Origin of the sequence: Roseovarius sp. MMSF_3350 (genome assembly GCF_030733425.1) — a bacterium.
Taxonomy (GTDB): Bacteria; Pseudomonadota; Alphaproteobacteria; order Rhodobacterales; family Rhodobacteraceae; genus Roseovarius.
On sequence record NZ_JASHIZ010000002.1, the window covers coordinates 114,577 to 134,846 of the forward strand.

Below are 20,270 nucleotides of genomic sequence, written 5' to 3' on the forward strand. Positions count from 1 at the left end.
CCTGTCGGTTCCGCCGCGTGCCGGGTGACGGTGGCGATAAACTTCATGACCGATCAGCCTGTTGTCGGCGAAGCGATCGACTGCGACGTGGCTGACGTACTCGCCGGCCCGAACGGCATGCCGATCGGGCGCTGCGGTTTCCCTGTCGAGGCAAGACTTCCAGACCATGCCGTCACGGTGCGCCGGCCGGAGGCGGCGGTTCGGTCTCGATCCCGGGCAGGGGGCGGGGCTCGGCCTCCAGCAGGACCTCGGCGATGCCGGAAAGGCAGCGCTCCCGCAGCCAGTCGGCATGGGCGCGGCGATCGCTGGCGGTGGCGGGCCAAAGCGCCAGTTCGGCGGTTCGCACATAGGCCTCCATCAGGCTGCCGGGGGCGTCGCCTGCGAATGCGGTCAGCGCATCCATATGCCGCCTGGCCAACGCCTGATCCCGGTCGAGGACGGCGCATTCCAGCGCCGAGGCGTGAAACCAGACGAAGGAATGGGACAGCGCGTAGTGCGCGCTGCACGTCCGGCCGAGGGCCAGAGCGGCGTCGCGTTCCTTTCGCGTCCGGGCCAGAAGCGCGCTCAGCCCGAAAGCCGTCGCGCCGATGTCGGCATTGGTCTCCGCCCCCACCAGCAGCGGCGCGAGCAGGCGCCGGGCGGTGGACGGATCGCCCCGTCGCAGGGCCAGCTGGACGCGCAGGATGTCGACATCAGCCGAGATGCGGCTTTCCTTGCGGACCGAAATCAGCTTGTCGATGGCGTCGATGTCGTCCTGCATGCCGTCCAGATTTCCGGCGACCAACCGCATCTCGGCCCGGACCTCGCGAGCGACGGACTGGGTGCGGGCGGCCCCGCACTGGATGGCGCTGTCGACGGCGACATCCGCTAGAAGAAAGGCATGCGGGCCGGGGTCGGCAAAGAACCGGGCAAAGCCGCGCATGAACAGGTATTCCTCGCGCACCAGCCCGAGCCCGGCGCTTTCGGCTGTTTCGATGACCCTGGAGAAGTGATGATAGGCCTCGGCGAACCGGCCCGAGGCATAGGCCGCGTCGCCGAGCCCGCCGTGGCCGCGGGCGATGCCGCGCGGATCGCCCGCCGCTTCGGCCACGGCCAGGGCGGCGGCGTGATGCGTCCGACAGGCAACATGATCGCCACGCACGAAGGCGCGGTTGCCGCGCTGTTCGTGAATCTCCGCCCGGGCCGCGCCGGCAAGCCCGCTGGCATCGGCGATCTCCTCCGCCGCGTCGAGGGCGAGGTCTGCCTCTTCCCCACGGCCCACGCGATGCAGGACCAGCGCCTGGCGGGTCAGCATGGCCACATGGGTCTCGGCCCGGGTGGCGAATGCATGGGCGGTGCGGTAATCCTCCAGCGCCCCGGCCATGTCGCCCCGGATGCGACGGATGCTGGCGCGGCAGGAATGCAGCTCGGCCCGGGATTCGGGATCGCAGTCGCGCGCGAGGCCGGACTCGATATAGGGGATGGCGGCCGAAAAGCGGCGCGCTGCGACCATGGCGTTCGCGGCTGCCACGGCCGCGTGGCCCGCATCGATGTCGTCCGTCGCCCGCAATGCGTGATTGGCCCAGCTGAACGGTGCTGCCCCCCGGAAATGGGCCGCCGCCCGCTCGTGCCAATCCCCGCGCGTCTGCTCGGGAATGGACTCGTAGATCGCCAGATGGATGAGGTCGTGACCGAAGGCCAATCCGGTTTCGGTCTCGTGCAACAGGTCCCCGCTGGATCGCAGCAGTGCAGTGGCGGGAAAAATCGCGGCGGCATCCGCCGGGTCGAAATTGACGCCGAGGATCGCCGCCTGCCGCAATCCGTCCCGCTCGGCCTCGGGCAGGCGTTCGACCTGTTCCTGCACCAGTTCGGTGACACTGGCGGGGAGCGCGCCGTCGCTCCACTTCGCCTCGAGCAGGCGGATCAGGAACAGCGGATGCCCTGCGGCCCTTTCGATAGCCGCTTCTGGAGCGGCGATGTCGGGCGCAACGGCACGGACGAGGTCGCGGGCCGTCGCCTTTGGTAGCGGTGGCAAGGTGACCCGCACCAGCCCCGACCGCGCGCGGACCGCCAGCCTCCGGTCAAGGCTGCGTGGTCCCGGCCGTTCGGTCAGAAGAACGACGGTGCGACTGTCCTGAAGCTGCCTGATCAGGTCGAGTATGAAATCGCCCGCGCCCATGGGCCGCCAATGACAATCCTCGATCACGACAAGCAGACCCGAGGGCTGCGCCGCGCGGGTCAGCGCGGCGGCCAGAACCTCGACGATCCGCGCTTGCTGCACCTCGGGCGCGAGCGCGCTCATCCGCAATTCCACCTCGTTGCATGGGTCCGCATCGTGCAGCCACGACCAGACCGCCTGATCAATCGAGGACGCGTCAACCGGCTTCGCAAGGTCCCGCAGGCCCGCCATTATCCGCTGCGCCAGGTGGCGCGATCCGGCAGAGAACGCCTCGAACCCGGCGGATGTGACTGGCATCCCGGACTGGCCGACGCTGCGGGCGATTTCCGTGGTCAGGCGACTCTTGCCGATCCCGGCCTCCCCGGCCAGGTGGATTGTCAGGCCGGTCTTCGCCGTCTGGGCCGATGCGATCGCGGCCTCGATCTGCGCCAGTTCCGTCTCCCGCCCTACGATCGGCAGGTCAGGGCGTTTGCGCATCGCGCCCGGGCGCAGGGCGACGGCGCGCTGGCCCGCCTCGACTGCCAGGCCAAGACGCGGTGCCAGGTCCGCAGTCACGAGAACCTCACCGGGCTCCGCCGTCGCCGCGAGCCGCCGCGCCCGGGCATGGGACCGGGGCGTTGCCTGTGCGGCAGCGTCCTGAGCGATGAGCCCGAAGGACAGCGCCTGGCCCGCGCTGGCAGCCAGTTGCAGCGCCGTGTTCGACACGTCGCGCAAGGCCCGGTCGGTGAAGAGGAGCGCCACCTCGCCCGGCCCGGACTCCAATTCCACCGCACCGTCGGCTTCCGCCCTGGCGCGCAGCCGGGCAAGATCGGCCGCGCTCTCCGCCTCCATGCAGATCAGCAGGAAGGTCGTGCCGGGCGGGGCGGTATCCGTCGTGTCGATCGTTGTATCCGGGCCCGGCGAGCTGGGCGCAGCGCCAGCGCCCCGACGCAGCCGATCATAGAGGGCGCGGGTCTCCGCCGCCGGCGCCGCGCCAAGATCGCGCCGCAGCGCGGCTTCCAAGGTTTCATACCGTGTCCGCACTGCCCCGCGCATGCCGCGCGCCGCATCCAGTTGCATCAGCCGCCGATGTGCCGCCTCGTCGAGCGGATCCAGTCCCAGCAGCCGATGCGCCAGCGCCGCGGCCTCCGGTCCGTCGCCCGCGCGATCGAGTTCTCGTGACAGCGCCTCCGTGGCGAGGGTCGCGAGCCTCGCGCGATGCTCCGCGATGGCCTGCGCAAGGTCCGAGGCAGTCGCGTCGAGGCCTTCCAGAAACGGCCCGCGATAGAGGCGCGCCGCCTCTGCCATATCATCGCGCGCCAGTGCCTCCTGAAACGCGTCGAGGTCGGATGACACGCCCGAACCAAGGCGCAACTCCTCGGCCTCCGTCTCGATCCAGCCATCGCCCCCGGCACGGCGGATCTGCGCCAGTGCCTGGCGCAGGCTGACCCGCGCCTGTTCGGCGTCACTGTCCTCCCACAACAAGGCGGCCAGCCGCTGCCGCGTCATTGTCCGGTGCCGCGCAACCGCCAGTAACCCGGCCAGCATACGGGGCTTGCGGGCGCTCAGCGGTACCTTCGCACCGTCCCGCGTCATCGCGAAACCGCCCAGACATTCGAGCCGGAGACTCATTTTTCACGCACCTTTCACGGCCAGCCCCCCGGTTGAATTCACGCAGACCGGGCAAAAGCCGTCTCATCAGAAAATTTGAAAGAACCGACTCATGACAAAATTCACTGCAACCCGAAGATCCGAAATTACGCCCGGAACAGAAAAGCCAAAGTTTTTCATCGACCTGATCACACGCATGTTCGGGCTGCCGCGGATCGACCCCCTCGACGAGACGACCGGTCTTCCGCCGCTTCCTCAAAATTCGAACCTATGTTGACCCACATGACCACCCATCGCAATAATCTTCCTCAGCTGAATAATACTATGCTGCTGACCGATTCCGGCCTGGAAACGACGCTGATCTTCCATGATGGCCTCGATCTGCCGGCCTTCGCCGCCTACCCGCTGATGGAGACGGCCGAGGGGCGTGAGACGCTGGAGCGTTACTACCGCCGCCACATCGCAATCGCCGCGGACCACGGCACCGGCTTCCTGCTGGAGGCTCCGACCTGGCGCGCCAGCCGCGACTGGGGTGCGCAGCTGGGGCACAGCCCCGAGGACCTTGCGCGGATCAACCGTGCGGCGATCGGCTTGCTGTCCGATCTGCGCGGAGCCTGCGGGTCGGTCCGGCCGATGGTGATCTCGGGCAACATCGGCCCGCGCGGCGACGGCTACCGGCCCGACACCGCCATGACCGCTGCCGAGGCCGAGGACTACCACGCCGAACAGATCGGCTGGTTCGCCCAGACCGACGCGGACATGGTGACCGCCGTGACACTATCGACGGTCGCCGAAGGCATCGGCGTGACCCGGGCCGCGAAGAAGGCCGGGCTGCCGGTGGTCGTGGCCTATACGGTGGAGACCGACGGCCGTCTGCCCGACGGCACCCCGTTGGGCCGCGCCTTCGAGGAAACGGATGCGCGCACCGACTGCGCCGCCGCCTACTTCATGGTCAACTGCGCCCATCCCGACCATTTCCGCGGGGCGCTGGAGGCCGGCTCCGGCTGGCTGAAGCGGATCGGTGGCGTGCGCGCCAACGCCTCTCGCCTTAGCCATGCGGAGCTGGACGAGGCCGAGGAACTCGACGCCGGGAATCCGGCCGAGCTGGGCCGCGACTATGCCCGGCTGCGTCGCCTGCTGCCCAACCTCACGGTTCTGGGCGGCTGCTGCGGGACCGATCACCGTCATGTCGAGGCGATGGCCGATTGCTGCGTGGGGATCCACGCCGCCTGACCCGAACCTGACCGCGCTTCACCCTGAACCGCCTCTGATGATATGGGGTGCCGGCACCTGCCGGCACCTTCAACCGCAAAGGGCCGGTCAAAGGACAGGACAATGATACAGACGACACTGGCGCCGCACGCCATCTCGGCCACGCCCGGCGACCAAGCGCTTTCCATCATCCGTAGCGCATTTGAACAGGACCCGCCTGTGCGATGGCTCTACCCGGATGACGCGGATTACCAGCGATACTTTCCCGACTTCGCCGCCGCCCTTGGCGCGCCCGCCTTCGCGGAGGGAACCTTGACCCTCAACACGGCCGCCGCGGCGCTTTGGGTTCGGCCCGGCTCCGAACCGGACGAGGCAGCCTTGGGCGCGCTTGTCGAACGATCCATTCCGGCGCATCGTCAAGCAGACGTTTTCGCCGTGATCGAGGAAATGGGCGCACATCATCCGGAAGAGCCGCACTGGTATCTGCCCGTCTTCGGCACGCGACCCGAGATGCAGGGCAGGGGGCATGGCACGGCGCTACTGCGTCCCGTGCTCGAGGTCTGCGACCGCACCGGCGTGCCTGCCTATCTCGAGGCGACGACCGAGCGCAATCGCGCACTCTATGCCCGCCACGGGTTCGAGGCGACGGCAGAAATCAGGATAGTCGATTGCCCACCGCTGACAACGATGGTCCGCAAACCCCGGTAGAAGGAGCACTGCCATGACCGTCTTACACGCTCTACAGTATCTTGGCCGGGCGGGCCACCGTGACAGGCCTCGCCTGCCACGAAGGGGCTGCTGGCCGATCGCGCCCGGGCGCGTTCCTGAGAGCCGGAACGCCGGCACGGGCCCCCTGGCGGGGTGTCCGCCGATCCACCCGGCGGTGAGGCAACCGCGATGACATCAGGACTGACGCTGCGGCCCTACGAAAGCTCCGACGCGGAAGCCCTCGCCGCAATCTATTGCAAGGCCGTGCTTCACCTGGGACCGCGTGCCTATGGGGTTGACCAGGTCGCGGCATGGCTGTCCATCGCGCCGGACGCCATTACGTTGCACCAGCTCTACACCGACGGTCGGCACGCCGTTGTCGCGGCCGATGGGGCGAATGAGCCGATCGGGTTCGGAGACCTGGCCGACACCGGCCACATCCGGTTTCTATATATGGATCCTGATCACGCGGGTCGCGGCATCGGCTCTGCGCTTGTCGCAACGCTGTTGAAACACGCACGGGAGGCCGGAATTCCCAACGTGTTTTCCGACGCCAGCGAATTGGCGCGTCCCGTGTTCGAGAAGGCCGGCTTCACCTGCGTCTCACGCCAAGAGCACGAGATTGGCGGCTCCCGGATCCACAATTTTCACATGCGCATCAGAGTGTCGCGCGACATACCATCGCCATCGCGGTCACGGGATCAAGGTTAGGCAGACTCATGGAGACAAACACGCAATTCGAGATCCGGCAGGCCGAACAACGCGATGCCGCCGAGATCGCCCGGCTCTTTCTCATCTCGTCGGACGGGCTGGCGACATATATCTGGCGCAGGCTGGCCGGAAAAGGCACGACGCTCGAAGCGGTCGGTGCCGCCCGCTATGCCCGTACCGGAACCACCTTTTCCTATCAGAACTGCCTGCTTGCGACTTTGGGCGAACAGATCGTCGGAATGGTCCACGCCTTCGAGATGCCGGAAACGGACGCAGAGGAACCGGAAACGGACCCGGTGCTCGCTCCCTACGCGGCGCTGGAAGATCCGGGCTCTCTCTACATTTCCGGCCTTGCCGTGCACGCTCCGTTCCGATCTCACGGGATCGGAGTCGCGCTTCTCGACTGTGTCGAGGCCTTGGCTTTCACCCGCGCCCTGCCGCGCCTGTCACTCATCTGCTTCGAGCGAAACACGCGCGCAGTCGACTTTTATCAGCGCGTCGGTTTCCGCGTCGCGGATCGGCGGCCCATCGTTCCGCACCCGGATTTGCACTACGCGGAAGGTGACGCGCTTCTCATGACCCGAAGCATCACAGGGGAGCGAGCCGAGGGTATGTCGGTTCGTCGCCGCGCCGTGGCCGACAGTCATGTCGGCAGCACCGACACACAAATTACCGCCGAAGACTGAACAAGGAATAACCCGATGACCTCCGGAACGCTGCAAATCTGTCTTGCCGCGATTTTTCTTTTCCTGGGCGCGTGGTGCCTTTTGTTTCCGGGTATGGTGGTGCGCGTCACCTTCCGCCCCGAGCTCGCGACCGCGACCGAACGAGCCCGTTTCCTGATGGGCTGTTTCGGCGCGCAGGCGGTGCTGTGCGGCACGATCATTGCCACCGCCCGATTTACTCCCACGACTTTCCTCGTCTTCGGGCTGGTCGGTTCGGTCCCCTTCTTTGCCTTCAATATCTGGTTCTGGCTGATCGAGCCGGTTCTGAACACTTGGATGCTTTTGGACCTTGCGGGAAATGTCGGAATTTTCGTGACCGGCATTTGGGGATGGCGTCTTTCGCGAAGAGAACAGGCATGCGCATCCGATTGACATCCCGGCTTTTCGACACACTCACAAAGGAACGATTTCTATGAAGCTTACTGAAAAAACGATCGACGCCTCCGACGGCCAGTTCGACCCGCTTTCCGCGATCAGGCGTTATGCGGCATTCTCTCTTGGTGAAACCGGTGGCAACCCCGCCGGCGTGATGATCGCGGACGCATTGCCCGCGGTTGCCGAAATGCAGCATCTCGCGGCCCAGGTCGGCTACTCCGAAACCGTCTTTGCCGCCCAGCAGAGCGACGGCCCGTGGAGGGTGCGCTACTTCTCGCCCGAGGCCGAGTTTCCCTGAAAGGCGGCCGAGATGAGCAGGCACACCGACACCTCCCGATGCGCCGGTTGCGGCGCAGTCCTCAGGGACAGCGATGGCCCGGTTCATGCCTACATGACATCCTCGCCGGCCTGTTTCGAACGGTTCAACCGCATTCTTGCGCCGGAGTATAGCCAGCCGTCACTTCGTGACACGCATCGCCTGACCGTCGATACCTACGCGGTTCAGCACCCGGGAGAGGGCAGTGACAGACGCCGGATCCAATCCGTCGGTCTGCACCTTGCACGTCTGTGCCTGCAACTCGCTGATCCGCGCCCCCCTCGTGAGACGAACGACGTGATGCTCGGCCTCTCGAAGTACAAGGAGACCCTGAAACAACTGCAGCCGCCGGCGCGCTTCACCGTGACCGCTGCGGATGTTGCGCCATTCGCCGGCTCAGCGCATCACGCCGGGAAGGTCCGCGATTGGGCTGCCGCGACGTGGAACGACTGGGCCGGGCACCACGCGTACATTCGAGAATGGATTGCCGAGAGAAGAGGGGATTTGAAGCCTCGGGCCAAGCGTCTGCCCTCGACGCGACGGAAGAACTGACGCCATTCGAGGAAGGTCATCGTAGATTCTTCGAAGAAGAGCTGGCGCTTTGGAATCAGCGCCTGAACCATACGCGGGACATCGCCGTGTTATGTGTCTGCGCGGAAAGTGGTGGCATGAACCGATACGCGGATTTGATTGAAATCGCTCCCAGCCTACGGACCCGGCGATGGGCGCCCCTAACCGGTTGCGCTGCCGTCCTCGTTCCAGTCGGGCCAGTCAGGGAACCAAAGCGGTTCGACGTCCCCCAGATCTGTGAGGTGTGAAGACCAGGCTGCGAGGTTTCCCCTCAGCCTCTCTTCCAGGCTGCTTTGGTCTTCGTAGCTGTAGCCATGCCCCTGCACTCCATAGGAAATGAACGGCGGCAGAACCGAGAAGCCCATGTAGTGCAACGAATACTGTACTGGCCAGAGCATCGTTTCGAAATCTCCGCCCCGGCTTGCTGGGCCGAAGGCGGCGCGCGGCGCGCCGGTGGTCACGGATACGAGGGCGCGTCGTCCCTTGAAGTAGCCCGTGCCGTAGCGCATCCGGCTGGTGTAGAGCCCTCCACTCACGAAGACGCGGTCCATCCACCCTTTGAGGATCGCAGGCGGGCCATGCCACCAGAGCGGGAACTGAAGGATGACGAGATCCGCGCGTTCGAGATGGCCGATCTCCTTCAGGACATCTTCGGGCAAGCTGTCGGCGTGCCAGGCGTGGCGTTGCTCGGCAAGGGGCGCGAACCGGTCCGACTGCACGCGGTCCGCGTAGTGCTGCGCGCTCTCGACCGGGTCGAAGCCCGATCCGTAAAGGTCACTTGTCGTGACGGTGGCGCCCTGATGCTCGAGCGTGGTCTCGGCCGCTCGCGTGAGGGCGCCGTTGTATGAGGCCGGCTCGGGATGAGCATGAACGATATGGGTGTGCATCTGGGTGTCTTCCTTGATCCTTTACGGAGCTTGACCTGACACTGGGCTTTCATTCGTGTTATGTCGCCTAAAAATATTGCATATCGGGATTTCACAGATGAACAACCGGCTCGACTGGAACGACTACCAGACCGTTCTTCGGATCGCGGAAGCGGGCTCGCTTTCAGGCGCGGCGCATCTTGCCGGGTCGAGCCATCCGACCATGTTCCGCAGGATCAACGCGGTCGAGGAGAAGCTTGGCGTGCGGCTCTTCGAGCGATTTCGCACGGGGTATCGCCTGACGGCCGCAGGGGAAGAAGTCGCGAAGACCGCGCGCGAGATGGAAGACCTCGCCATCGTGACCGAACGTCGCGTGGCGGGCCGCGATCTGAGGCCCTCGGGTATCGTGCGCCTGGCGACGACCGACACGCTTCTACACGGCCTGCTGGCACCTCAGATTGCCCGTTTGCGGCATTCGGAACCCGAGATCGTGCTCGAGGTCGCTGTATCGAACGAGATTGCCGATCTCTCCGTTCGGGAGGCGGATATTGCAATCCGGCCCGCGGCGTCGCCCGAGGAGCACTTGGTCGGACGCCGCCTCGGCCGAATCCGGCAAGCCATCTACGGGGCGCGGTCGCTTGGCCTCGGCGAGGTCGATCGACGGGAATTGTCAGGCCTGCCTTGGATCGGCCCGAGCACGTCGATGGCCTATCCTCAGCTTCACCTATGGATGCGAAAGCGCGGGTGTGAACGATCTTGCATCTGCAGGATGGATAGCGTCCTGGGTATGCATGCTGCGGTCCGTGCCGGCATCGGCGTCGCGCTTCTACCGTGCTATCTGGCCGAACCGGATGCTGACCTGCAACGCCTTATGGAGGTCGAAGACCTCGCCGCGGACCTTTGGATGCTGACCCATCCCGACCTTCGCTATACCGCCCGCATTCGCGCCGTGCTCGATTTCTTCGGCACCGCACGGGCAGAGTTGGTTGAAACGATTGACGGCTCCGAGTAGCGGCCGTTCCCTGCTGTCCAGGTAATTTGCAAGAGGGGCTCAAAGCCGTCATGCGGCGTCGCAGCAGGTCGGACATCCGGCAGGCAGCAGCGGACGTCGCTCAGGGCCCATTCCGGACCTTCGCTCTATCATCAAGATGCTTCAGTCGCAGCCTGCATTGCTGCATTGGCAGCTTTTCTCGGGTCTAAGCGGTGGGAAGCGTTTGAACCGAGACCGAGGTAAAGGCGCGCAAAAACACCGGGCTCTGTCCGTCGCGACGGTTGTCCTGCATCGCTGTCAGAACTCCTTGATGAACGCGGAAATGCGCCAGCCGCTGCCGCTAACGCTAGGCCTGCCGGGCTCAGCTTTCGGTGGAGTCGGTCTGCGCCGCGCGGCTTTTGGACCCTGTTCCGGGCTTGAACGGCGCGCTGCGCATGCCGAACTTTCGGAAAGGCAACTTCTTGGCCGGCTCGCTCAGAAATTCCTTCAGGTCCAGTTGTTTCTTCGGGGTCGAATATCCCATTTTTTTCCACTTTCATTTGAATGTGTTGAAGCTGCCCGGGTTCGCACGGGAACCGGAGCTGCCGTGCCTGGTCATCGCGGCGCAGCGTGCGGCGCGTTTTGTCGAATTTTCTGACCACGCGTCCCGATCACGCCCCGCGTCGGGGCCGTGATCCCGGTCTTCGGCAAAGGTCTCGGTGAGGCCCAAACCAGCAGCCGGTGCGTTGTCAGTAGCAGAGGCTGCTCCGATTGCGGTGTGTTCGCCGCTCCCGACCATCGCGTGAGCCGGTCGGAAGCGTTTTTGGCACGATCAGGGGACGCGCGACCGCGGGCGATCCCTTACCGGGAAAGCCCTGCGTCGCGTGCCTCTCGGGCTAGTTTGAGCTTGGCGCTCTTTTCCACCCGTTCGTTGGCCTCGGCTTCCAGTATCTCTCTGGCCGCCGCTGTGGTCTTGTCCAGCCGGGTGACTGGCGCAACTGGCGCGTTCTTGAAAACGCTGGAAGGCGTCAGGTGCCGCCCGCCATTGCCGGTTTGCGGCGGGACCTCTTTGAAGACGTCCTCGAGGGAAAAGCTCATGCGATTTCCAGCGCGCTGGCGGACTCGCGCCCGTCACGGCCGGTCTCGGTCTCGAACTTGACCTTCTGGCCGTCATCCAGACCGCGGATGCCAGCGCGCTCCAGCTCGGAGATGTGAACGAACACATCCTTGCCGCCGCTCTCCGGCTGAATGAATCCGAAACCTTTGGTTGAGTTGAACCATTTCACGGTGCCATTGGCCATATCCGTGTACTCCTGTTTGGGTGCTGCCCACAGGATGCGGCAGCCCGGCATAGTCAGACTGAATCGATCAACTGAGAGCCGGGTAAACGGAAGCAGCGGTTCGAGAGAACAACATAAGCATCTTACAAGTAAGCCTGCGACGCACGAAATACAAGCCGCATTGGGCTGGGCGACCCTCTATTCGCCAGTTGATGCTGCCATCTTGGGTATTGCGGTCAGCGACCAGTATCTCGGGGTGAGCTCGAGGACGCTCTGGAAATCTTTGAAAGTGTAGAAATCTAAAAGCCAGGGCTGCCTTCACTGGCGGCAACTATGCCTCGGCGAGGGCTGCATCGATCATCCGCGCGGCCATTTCCTTGGCGATCTGCGCCGCGTCGGGCATGCCGCGCACATGGGCGGTGGCGATGGCACCCTCCTTGAGCAGGGCCAATTGCTCGGCCAGCTTTACCGGGTCCGGGGCTCCGGCGCTGGCACACTGCCGTTCGAGATATTCCAGGATGCTGCGCTTGTGCTCGGCGGCGACGCGATGGGCGGGATGTGACTGGTCGCTGAATTCGCCGGATACGTTGATGAAGGCGCAGCCGTGAAATCCCATCCCCCTGAACGCGCGTCCCTCGAACCAGGTCTCCAACGCGTCGAACATTGCCAGCAGACGCGCGCGCGGCTCGGGCGAGGCCTTTTCCATCTCGCCCATCAGCCAATTGCGAAACTGTTCGTCACGCCGGTGCAAAACCGCGAGAATCAGTTCGTCCTTGGATCGGAAATGGTTGTACAGCGTCATCTTCGCGACGCCGGATTCCTCCAGGATCTTGTCGATCCCGGTGGCATTGAAGCCGCCCGCGTAAAAAAGTTTCAGGGCGGTTTCTACAAGATCGTCGCGACGAGACTTTGGCATTATAACCTAACATATTCAGACTGTTCTGTATATATGTGGCAGGGATTCCTGTGTTTTACAAGTCTTGGAGCGGTGACGCGCCGACAAATCCGACGCTATTTCGAGACTTGCAATAAACAGACCTGTCTGTATGTAATTTGAACATTCGAACCAGAATAGAGTGAGACAACCACATGACCCGTATCGCACTTCCCGCTTCGATCGAAACCGCTCCGGCCGCAGCACAACCCCTTCTCGAAGCCGTCAAGAAAATGCTCGGCAGCGTGCCGAACCTGTTCCGCATTACCGCCAACAGCCCTGCCGCGCTCGAAGGCTATCTCGGCCTCAACGGCGCGCTCGCCAAGGGCAGCCTCGATGCCCGAACCCGCGAGGGTATCGCGCTGGCCGTGGCGCAGATCAACGGCTGCGACTACTGCCTTGCCGCCCATACCTATCTCGCCACTCACGTGGCCAAGCTCGACGAGGCGGAGATCGCCGCGAACCGGGGCGGCGGGTCTGAGGATGAAAAGGCAGATGCCGCCATCCGCTTTGCCACCGCCCTCGTGAACGCGCGCGGCCATGTGTCCGAGAACGATGTCTCGGCCATCAAGGCCGCGGGATACTCGGAGGCTGAAATCGTCGAGATCGTGGCTCATGTCGCGCTCAACACGCTGACCAATTACCTGAATTCGGCGCTCGACACGCCGATCGACTTCCCGGTCGTCAACGCCAAGGTGGCCTGACCCCGGAGGCGCCCCGGCATCCTTCCCACGGATCCCAACCTGTCCCCTGCCGGGGCACCAGAATTCCATCGTAACGGAGTTAGTCCATGACACGTCCTCCTTTTCCGCCCTTCGACGAAAGCGCCGCCATCACCAAGGTCCGCATGGCCGAAGATGGCTGGAACAGCCGCGACCCGGAAAAGGTCGCGCTGGCCTACACGCCCGACTGTCAATGGCGCAACCGTGCCGAGATCTTTCAGGGCCGCGAGCGCATCACGGAGTTTCTGACCCGCAAATGGGCAAGCGAACTGGGGTATCGGCTGATCAAGGAACTCTGGGCCCATCAGGGCAACCGGATCGCCGTACGCTTCGCCTATGAATACCGCGATGACAGCGGATCATGGTTCCGCGCCTATGGCAACGAGAACTGGGACTTCGCTCCGGACGGCCTGATGCAACGGCGCATCGCCTCGATCAACGAATTGCCCATCACCGAGGACGCACGGCTGTTTCACTGGCCGCTCGGACGGCGGCCCGACGATCATCCGGGTCTTTCGGACCTGGGACTCTGAGACAAGCGCGGTGCCATGCGTTTTTCACGGCATCGGCGCGCCAGCCGGGCCACGCCCGGCCGCAACCATTATTTTCAGCCAGAAGGTCTTAGTAGAATGAAAACCACTTACATGCTTCGCATTTCCACCCTGGCTCTGGCGATTGCCGCCAGCAGCCTTGCGGTCTCGCCAGCCCTCACCGAGGCCGGTCCGGCCCTCGTGGAACGCGCCGCCCAAACCGTCGCCGATAGCCCCGAGACCATGAGAGCTGCCTGCGCGCTGTCATTGGCCGATTTTCCGACCGATTGACCCGTTTCCGGCAGCGCCCCCTTGCCAATTGGACCCAAGGAACGCGGACATCGCACTCTCCTACGCGGCGTGACCCCCGTGCCGTGAACGGCTGATCTGTGTCTTTTGACGCGACAGAGGCTTTCCTCGTTGCCCGAAATCTTCCTGATTCCAGCAGACCCGATGCGTAACCTCATCGCGTCTCACGTAGGAGGGCCAGTGCTTGATGCCGAATGTCGCGTTCTACAGCGCGTGAGTGTCGGAGCAGGCCGTTTTCATGCCATCCGCCCTCTTTGGGCGCTTGGGGTGGAGCCGAAGGACCTGCGGTAGAGACGAGTGAAGTGGCCGACGCTCTGGAAGCCGCTGGCGATCGCGATTTCGGAGATCGACATCTCCGTCTGCAATAGCAGGTTGCGGGCGCGATCAAGCCGCAACTCCATGTAGTAGCGGCTGGGGCTGGTGTTGAAGTACCGCCCGAAGAGGCGCTCCAGTTGCCGGACGGAAATGTCGAGATCCTCCGCTATTGCCACGGGCGAGACCGGCTCCTCCAAGGCGGCGCGCATGATCTCGACGGCGCGGGCGACGTGGGGGTTGCGCATTCCGATGCGCGACTGGAGGGAAATCCTCTGATCGACGGACGCCTCCCGAGCCCCTGCGTAGACCATCATGTCCGACACGGCGACCGACAGGTCATAGCCATGATCCTGGTCAATCAGGTTCAACATGAGGTCCGCAGTTGCCGTGCCGCCAGATGCCGTCACGTGTTTCTCGTCGGCTACGAAGACGCTGCGGACAAGTGCGACGTCAGGGAATTTTTCGGTGAAGGCGTCGTGGTACTCCCAATGGATGGCCGCCTTCATTCCGTTCAGGAACCCGGCCTCGGCCAAGATCCATGCGCCCGAACACAGCGCACCGACCCGGACCCCGGTGGAGCGGGCCTTGCGCAGACTTGTCAACAGTGCCGGCGTGATGAACTCGGTCATGCCGAGCCCCGGGATCACGAACAGCCGGTCGCATTTCGGAAGGTTTCGGAACGAATGCTGAACGAGGGTCACGGAGCCGTTGGACGCCTGGGACGAGACGCCGTCCTCAGAGGCATAGGACCAAGAGTAAAGGGTTTCACCGCGGATCATGTTCGCGATGCGAAGAGGTTCAATCGCGCAGGCGAGTGTCAGGTGCGTATGTTTCTCGACGAGGAGAAAGACGAAGTGTTGCGCGCCCATGGCTGGTCCCTTGAAGCGTGATGTTACGGGCTGAAACGGCACCCGCCCTACTTTCGGCATAATCTATCCCAAGGACGGGCCGTCGATTTTGTATCATGTATGTCGCTTTACTTTATACAATGATTATACGATCAGTATAGCTTGATTGCGACGTTGGCGTCGGTCCGGGACCGGCGAACATCGGGAACGAAGGAGAAGGACAGTGACACCCGACATCAAATCGACGAAAGCCATGCTCTACGAGTACCTTCGCACCGAGATCCTCTCCACGCGAATCGCGCCCGGTGCGGACATCGATGAAGCCAAGCTTTCCGCGAAATTTTCGCTGTCGCGCACGCCCCTGCGCGAAACGCTGCGGCAGCTCGCGGGGGAAGGTCTCGTTATGCTGCGCGAAAATCGTTCTGCCCGCGTGACCGACATGTCCTTCTCGACCCTGCGGGATTTCTTCGTGACAGCGCCCATGATCTACGGTGCCGTTTTGCGGCTGGCGGCCCAGAACGCCCAACCTGCGCAGATCGAGGCGCTGAAGCAGGCGCAGGACGAGTTTCGCCGGTCCTTGCGCAAGGGCACTGCCGTCGACCGCGCCCTGGCAAACAACCGATTTCACGAGATCACCGGCGAGATGGCGGGCAATATCTACCTGCTGCCGTCCTTTCATCGGCTTCTGATCGACCATGCCCGGATCGGCACGACATTCTACCGGCCGCAATCCAACGAGATGGCCGGGGACCTCGACAAGGCCTGTCAGCAGCATGACGAGATCATCGACGCCATCGAGGCGCGAGACGAGGAGCGGGCCGGTCGGCTGGCGGACGAACATTGGAGCCTGTCGCGCGGGCAGATCGAGCTTTTCGTGATGCCCGGCAGCCTCGACATCCCGCTCGGAGATCTGCCGCGGACGACAACCGGATGATGCAGACATGACTGCAATATTCAGATTTGACGGCATCTACACGCCCGTCGTCACACCCTTCGCTGAGGACAGGTCCGTTCGCTGGGACGCACTCGCCGACGTCATCGAGTGGCTGATTTCCCAGGGCGTGCACGGCCTCATCACCGGCGGCTCCACGGGCGAGAACTACGCCCAGACCGTGGCGGAGCGGATCGAGATCGCGAAATTCACCGTTGAAAGGGCTGCGGGCCGGGTGCCGGTGATCGTCGGAACCGGGGCGATGCTGACCTCGGACTCCATCGCACTGGCCCAGGCCACGCGCGGGATGGGGGCGGATGCGATCCTGCTGGCATCGCCGCCCTATTCCGTGCCCACCGACCGAGAGAACGCACTGAATGCGCTGGCGATCGACAAGGCGGCGGATCTGCCGATCATGCTCTACAACTACCCGCACCGCACCGGCACCATGATGGGCGAGGAGTTTCTCGACCGCGTCGGCCGCTCCCGCAACTTCTGCGGCATCAAGGAAAGCTCCGGCGACATCAATCGCGTGCACCTGCTGGCGCGGGATTACCCGCATATTCAACTGGGCTGCGGCATGGATGACCAGGCGCTGGAATTCTTCGCCTGGGGTGCACCCTTCTGGGTCTGCGGCGGGTCAAACTTCCTGCCGGCAGAACACATCGCACTTTACGAGGCCTGCGTGGTCGAGGGCGACTTCGCCAAGGGGCGGCGGATCATGTCGGCGATGATGCCGCTGATGCGGGTGCTCGAGCAGGGCGGGAAGTTCATCCAGACGATCAAGCACGGCGTGACGATGACCGGCATCGACTGTTCGGTCGTGCGCCCGCCGCTGAAGGGATTGAACAAGGACGACAAACGCGCGCTGGAACAGGTGACCCGCGTGCTGAAAAGGACGATCGCCGACATCCGAGCGGAGGGCACGACATGAGCTTGCTGACGAAAGACGAATACCAGGCGATCGCCGCGGGCCTCGACCTGCCGAGCATGGCGTTCATCGATGGTGGTTACCGTTCCGCGATCTCGGGCCGGGTCTTCGCCACGGTGAATCCGGCGACGGGCGAGGAGCTTGCGCAGGTCGCGTCCTGTGGCGCTGAAGACGTGGATTTCGCCGTCGCGAAGGCGCGCGAGGCCTTCGAGGATGGCCGCTGGTCGCGGCTGCACCCGTCGGAACGCAAGGACGTGCTGATCCGGCTCGCGAAGCTGATGACCAGAAATGCCCGCGAACTGGCGGTGATGGAGAGCCTCGACAGCGGAAAGACCATCTACGACTGCGAGACCGTGGATGTGCCCGAGACCATCCACTGCATCAAGTGGCACGCGGAGCTGATTGATAAGATCTACGATCAGGTCGCCCCGGCCTCGGACGATCACATCGCCCTGGTCGTGCGGGAACCGATCGGTGTGGTGGGCCTTGTCCTGCCGTGGAACTTCCCGCTGCTGATGATGGCGTGGAAGATCGCGCCCGCACTGGCGGCCGGCTGTTCCATCGTGCTGAAGCCTGCCGAGGAAACGCCGCTCACCGCGCTGCGGCTCGCCGAACTGGCGGCCGAGGCGGGGCTGCCGCGCGGGGTGCTCAACGTCCTGCCGGGCGGCGGCGCGGAGGTGGGCGAGCCGATCGGGCGGAACATGGACATCGACATGGTCTCCTTCACCGGCTCGACGGTCACCGGCAAGCGCTTCCTCGGCTATTCCGCGGAAAGCAACGCCAATGAAGTCGTGCTCGAGATGGGCGGCAAGAATCCCGCGGTCGTGATGGAGGATGCCGACAATCTGGACCGGGTGGCCGCGCATGTGGTCAACGGCGCCTTCTGGAACATGGGCGAGAACTGCTCGGCCGCCTCCCGCCTGATCGTGCACGCGGACATCAAGGCGGAGCTTCTGGATCGCATCGCGCACCACGCCAGGCAGTGGAACACCGGCGATCCGCTGGATCCGGAAGTCCGGCTGGGCGCGCTCGTCTCACAGGCGCATTTCAGGAAGGTCTGCGGATATCTTGAACAGGCCGAGACGGTGGTGCTCGGCGGAAAGGCGGAAAACGGCTTTGTCGAGGCAACCGTGGTCGAGGTGGCGTCCAGCGACGACGCGCTGGCCCGCGAGGAGATCTTCGGGCCGGTCCTTTCGGTCATCACCGTCGGCAGCTTCGACGAGGCGATCCGGGTGGCCAACGATACCGACTTCGGACTGGCGGCCTCGCTCTTCACGGCCAATGCAAAGCGGGCGATCCGGGGGGCACGGATGCTGCGGGCCGGGACCGTGACCGTGAACAGCTTCGGCGAGGGCGACATCTCCACCCCCTTCGGCGGCTACAAGCAGTCGGGCTTCGGCGGGCGGGACAACTCCATTCACGCGCACGACCAGTACACGCAACTGAAAACGATCTGGATCGACCTCTCCGACGACGAAGACGAGGCCGTCGATTGATCGCCCATCGTGCCCGGCGTCTGCCAGTCCAACTCGGGCCGGCGGCGTGGAACACGATCCTCGGGCCGCAGCCCCCGGCGCGTATGCTGGAGGGCGACCGCACCGCGGATTTCGTCGTGGTCGGCGCAGGCTTCGCCGGTCTTTCGGCGGCACGGCGCCTCTTGCAGCTTCAACCCGGTGCGCGGATCGTGATGCTCGAAGCCGGGCGCGTTGCCGAAGGTGCTGCGGGCCGGAACTCCGGCTTCATGATCGACCTGCCGCATGACCTGCAGTCCGATGACTACGCGGGCGAGGGAGATGACCGGGTTATGATCGACCTCAACCGTCACGCGATCCGGTTCGCGGGCGAGGCGGTCGAGGAATACGGGATCGACCGGAACTTCTTTGACCGGGCAGGGAAGGTGAACGGCGCGGTGAGCGCGGCCGCCGAAGCCCATAACGCCAGCTATGAAAGCCATCTCCGCACGCTCGGCGAAAGCTGCGAGATGCTCGACGCACAAGCCATGCGCGAGATGACCGGGTCCGGCCACTACCGCTCCGGCCTCTATTCGCCCGGCACGGTAATGCTCCAACCCGCCGGCTACATCCGCGGCCTGGTGGCGGGCTTGCGTGAACAGGGCGTGGACATCTGCGAAGAAACGCCGGGCACCGGGTTCGAGCGCGTCGGGTCAGACTGGCAGGTGCAGACACCCCGCGGCACGATCACCACGCCGCGGGTCATCCTGACAGTCAACGGCCACCTCGAAAGCTTCGGGTTCGAGACGGGACGGCTCATGCAGCTCTTCCTCTACGCCGTGATGACCCCGGAGCTGGATGAAGCGGCGCTGAAGCGACTTGGCGGGAAGCCAAGATGGGGGATCACGCCGGCAGACCCGATGGGCACGACGGTGCGCCGGATCGACAGCGGACAGGGCGGCAACAGGCTGGTTGTGCGCACCTGCGCGACGCTGCGCCCGAACATGCGACCGACAAGCGCCGACCTCGCCCATGCCGCCCGGGCCATGCGCCGCAAGTTCGATCAGCGGTTTCCGCAACTCGCCGGGATGGAGATGGAGCACGCCTGGGCCGGACATCTCTGCCTTACCCTGAACGGCGTCTCGGTGACGCGGCAGCTCGATGACGGCATCTACTCGGGCTGTGTCCAGAATGGCCTTGGCACGACCCGCGGCACCCTTACCGGCATTGCAGCGGCAGAAATGTCTGTGGGGCAGACAAGCTTTGTCACCGAGCATTTCGGAGCCGAGGAGCGGCCGAGACGCCTCCCCCCACAGCCGTTTCGGCAGATCGGGGCGAACGCGGTGCTGCGGCTGAAGGAGTGGCGCGCGCGGGAGGAGTGAAGGCTATGCTACCCACCGTTTAACGGATTCACGGCAGACACAACTGCACCATTCGTCCCCCGTCCACCGTGTAGACCTGCCCAGTGATGAACCCGCTTTCCTCTGCTGCAAGGAAGGCGACAAGGGCGGCAACCTCCTCGGGACGCCCCGTCCGTCCCACGGGATGGATGCGCCCCAGCCCCGCACGGAAGGCCTCCGCATCGCCGGCGGCACCGACCATCCCCGCATTCAGCTCCGTCTCGATCCAGCCCGGGGCCACGGCGTTGCAGCGGATGCCCTCGGCCCCGTGATCCACAGCGACAGACCGGGTCAGTCCGTGCAGCCCGGCCTTGGAGGCGGAATAGGCGGCGTGGTTCGGGTTGCTCCCCAGCCCCTCGATGGAACCGACATTGACGATGGTGCCACGGGTCGACCGAAGATGTGGAAGCGCGGGCAC

At 64.5% G+C, this 20,270-nt stretch carries 24 protein-coding genes; 16 read left to right on the plus strand and 8 right to left on the minus strand.

What is annotated here, in order from left to right; all coding sequences use genetic code 11:
• Window positions 1-172: 172 nt before the first annotated feature.
• Window positions 173-3,769 (minus strand): AAA family ATPase, encoded by a 3,597-nt coding sequence (locus RBB31_RS03120; RefSeq protein ID WP_306127790.1) that lies wholly within the window; start codon window positions 3,767-3,769, stop codon window positions 173-175.
• A gap of 91 nt (window positions 3,770-3,860) precedes the next feature.
• Here RBB31_RS03120 and RBB31_RS03125 point away from each other — a divergent pair, with 91 nt between their 5' ends.
• The 8 genes from RBB31_RS03125 to RBB31_RS03160 all read left to right on the plus strand — a co-directional run bounded on the left by RBB31_RS03125 (window position 3,861) and on the right by RBB31_RS03160 (window position 8,347).
• Window positions 3,861-4,025 (plus strand): hypothetical protein, encoded by a 165-nt coding sequence (locus RBB31_RS03125; RefSeq protein WP_306127791.1) that lies wholly within the window; start codon window positions 3,861-3,863, stop codon window positions 4,023-4,025.
• Window positions 4,026-4,072: 47 nt separating this feature from the next.
• Window positions 4,073-4,981: a homocysteine S-methyltransferase family protein gene (locus RBB31_RS03130; protein ID WP_306127792.1), complete on the plus strand. Its 909-nt coding sequence runs from the start codon at window positions 4,073-4,075 to the stop codon at window positions 4,979-4,981.
• Window positions 4,982-5,083: 102 nt separating this feature from the next.
• The gene (locus RBB31_RS03135) at window positions 5,084-5,668 is read left to right on the plus strand and encodes a GNAT family N-acetyltransferase (RefSeq protein ID WP_306127793.1); all 585 of its coding nucleotides are present in this window, start codon (window positions 5,084-5,086) and stop codon (window positions 5,666-5,668) included.
• Between the two features lie 189 nt (window positions 5,669-5,857).
• On the plus strand, window positions 5,858-6,379 hold the full coding sequence (locus tag RBB31_RS03140) for a GNAT family N-acetyltransferase (RefSeq protein ID WP_306127794.1): 522 nt from the start codon (window positions 5,858-5,860) through the stop codon (window positions 6,377-6,379).
• Between the two features lie 8 nt (window positions 6,380-6,387).
• On the plus strand, window positions 6,388-7,065 hold the full coding sequence (locus RBB31_RS03145; RefSeq protein ID WP_306127795.1) for a GNAT family N-acetyltransferase: 678 nt from the start codon (window positions 6,388-6,390) through the stop codon (window positions 7,063-7,065).
• A gap of 93 nt (window positions 7,066-7,158) precedes the next feature.
• Entirely contained in the window at window positions 7,159-7,476 is a 318-nt protein-coding gene (locus tag RBB31_RS03150; protein WP_306127796.1) for a hypothetical protein, read from the plus strand.
• Window positions 7,477-7,516: 40 nt separating this feature from the next.
• Window positions 7,517-7,777, plus strand: coding sequence for a PhzF family phenazine biosynthesis protein (locus RBB31_RS03155; protein ID WP_306127797.1), 261 nt, complete (start codon window positions 7,517-7,519; stop codon window positions 7,775-7,777).
• A 12-nt stretch (window positions 7,778-7,789) separates the two neighbouring features.
• Window positions 7,790-8,347: a DUF5946 family protein gene (locus RBB31_RS03160; RefSeq protein WP_306127798.1), complete on the plus strand. Its 558-nt coding sequence runs from the start codon at window positions 7,790-7,792 to the stop codon at window positions 8,345-8,347.
• A gap of 179 nt (window positions 8,348-8,526) precedes the next feature.
• Here the strand turns inward: RBB31_RS03160 and RBB31_RS03165 are convergent, their stop codons facing one another.
• Window positions 8,527-9,252, minus strand: coding sequence for an NAD(P)H-dependent oxidoreductase (locus RBB31_RS03165; protein WP_306127799.1), 726 nt, complete (start codon window positions 9,250-9,252; stop codon window positions 8,527-8,529).
• 97 nt (window positions 9,253-9,349) lie between these two features.
• Between RBB31_RS03165 and RBB31_RS03170 the strand changes: the two genes are divergently transcribed.
• Window positions 9,350-10,243 carry a LysR family transcriptional regulator gene (locus RBB31_RS03170; RefSeq protein WP_306127800.1) on the plus strand — a complete coding sequence of 298 codons (894 nt, stop codon included), beginning with the start codon at window positions 9,350-9,352 and terminating at the stop codon, window positions 10,241-10,243.
• A 340-nt stretch (window positions 10,244-10,583) separates the two neighbouring features.
• On the opposite strand, the gene RBB31_RS03175 is transcribed toward RBB31_RS03170, so the two are convergent.
• The 4 genes from RBB31_RS03175 to RBB31_RS03190 all read right to left on the minus strand — a co-directional run bounded on the left by RBB31_RS03175 (window position 10,584) and on the right by RBB31_RS03190 (window position 12,397).
• On the minus strand, window positions 10,584-10,745 hold the full coding sequence (locus RBB31_RS03175) for a hypothetical protein (protein ID WP_306127801.1): 162 nt from the start codon (window positions 10,743-10,745) through the stop codon (window positions 10,584-10,586).
• A 317-nt stretch (window positions 10,746-11,062) separates the two neighbouring features.
• Window positions 11,063-11,299: a hypothetical protein gene (locus RBB31_RS03180; protein ID WP_306127802.1), complete on the minus strand. Its 237-nt coding sequence runs from the start codon at window positions 11,297-11,299 to the stop codon at window positions 11,063-11,065.
• Window positions 11,296-11,502 carry a cold-shock protein gene (locus RBB31_RS03185; protein ID WP_306127803.1) on the minus strand — a complete coding sequence of 69 codons (207 nt, stop codon included), beginning with the start codon at window positions 11,500-11,502 and terminating at the stop codon, window positions 11,296-11,298. The genes RBB31_RS03180 and RBB31_RS03185 overlap by 4 nt, the downstream gene beginning before the upstream one ends.
• Window positions 11,503-11,812: 310 nt before the next feature.
• The gene (locus tag RBB31_RS03190) at window positions 11,813-12,397 is read right to left on the minus strand and encodes a TetR/AcrR family transcriptional regulator (RefSeq protein ID WP_306127804.1); all 585 of its coding nucleotides are present in this window, start codon (window positions 12,395-12,397) and stop codon (window positions 11,813-11,815) included.
• Window positions 12,398-12,570: 173 nt separating this feature from the next.
• Between RBB31_RS03190 and RBB31_RS03195 the strand changes: the two genes are divergently transcribed.
• From RBB31_RS03195 to RBB31_RS03205, 3 genes are all read left to right on the plus strand, one after another.
• Entirely contained in the window at window positions 12,571-13,119 is a 549-nt protein-coding gene (locus RBB31_RS03195) for a carboxymuconolactone decarboxylase family protein (RefSeq protein ID WP_306127805.1), read from the plus strand.
• An 86-nt stretch (window positions 13,120-13,205) separates the two neighbouring features.
• Window positions 13,206-13,670 carry a nuclear transport factor 2 family protein gene (locus tag RBB31_RS03200; protein WP_306127806.1) on the plus strand — a complete coding sequence of 155 codons (465 nt, stop codon included), beginning with the start codon at window positions 13,206-13,208 and terminating at the stop codon, window positions 13,668-13,670.
• 96 nt (window positions 13,671-13,766) lie between these two features.
• Window positions 13,767-13,958 (plus strand): hypothetical protein, encoded by a 192-nt coding sequence (locus RBB31_RS03205; RefSeq protein ID WP_306127807.1) that lies wholly within the window; start codon window positions 13,767-13,769, stop codon window positions 13,956-13,958.
• A 254-nt stretch (window positions 13,959-14,212) separates the two neighbouring features.
• On the opposite strand, the gene RBB31_RS03210 is transcribed toward RBB31_RS03205, so the two are convergent.
• Complete coding sequence (locus tag RBB31_RS03210; RefSeq protein ID WP_306127809.1) at window positions 14,213-15,160, minus strand: GlxA family transcriptional regulator; 948 nt, start codon at window positions 15,158-15,160, stop codon at window positions 14,213-14,215.
• Window positions 15,161-15,362: 202 nt separating this feature from the next.
• Here RBB31_RS03210 and RBB31_RS03215 point away from each other — a divergent pair, with 202 nt between their 5' ends.
• From RBB31_RS03215 to RBB31_RS03230, 4 genes are read left to right on the plus strand one after another with little or no spacing between them, the layout of a single operon-like run.
• Entirely contained in the window at window positions 15,363-16,073 is a 711-nt protein-coding gene (locus RBB31_RS03215; protein WP_306127810.1) for a GntR family transcriptional regulator, read from the plus strand.
• A 7-nt stretch (window positions 16,074-16,080) separates the two neighbouring features.
• Entirely contained in the window at window positions 16,081-17,004 is a 924-nt protein-coding gene (locus tag RBB31_RS03220; RefSeq protein WP_306127811.1) for a dihydrodipicolinate synthase family protein, read from the plus strand.
• On the plus strand, window positions 17,001-18,497 hold the full coding sequence (locus tag RBB31_RS03225; protein ID WP_306127812.1) for an aldehyde dehydrogenase: 1,497 nt from the start codon (window positions 17,001-17,003) through the stop codon (window positions 18,495-18,497). Before RBB31_RS03220 ends, RBB31_RS03225 begins: the two co-directional genes overlap by 4 nt.
• Entirely contained in the window at window positions 18,494-19,834 is a 1,341-nt protein-coding gene (locus RBB31_RS03230; protein ID WP_306127813.1) for an FAD-binding oxidoreductase, read from the plus strand. The genes RBB31_RS03225 and RBB31_RS03230 overlap by 4 nt, the downstream gene beginning before the upstream one ends.
• A 28-nt stretch (window positions 19,835-19,862) precedes the next feature.
• Here RBB31_RS03230 and RBB31_RS03235 read toward each other — a convergent pair whose 3' ends face one another.
• Window positions 19,863-20,270: an SDR family NAD(P)-dependent oxidoreductase gene (locus RBB31_RS03235; RefSeq protein ID WP_306127814.1), complete on the minus strand. Its 408-nt coding sequence runs from the start codon at window positions 20,268-20,270 to the stop codon at window positions 19,863-19,865.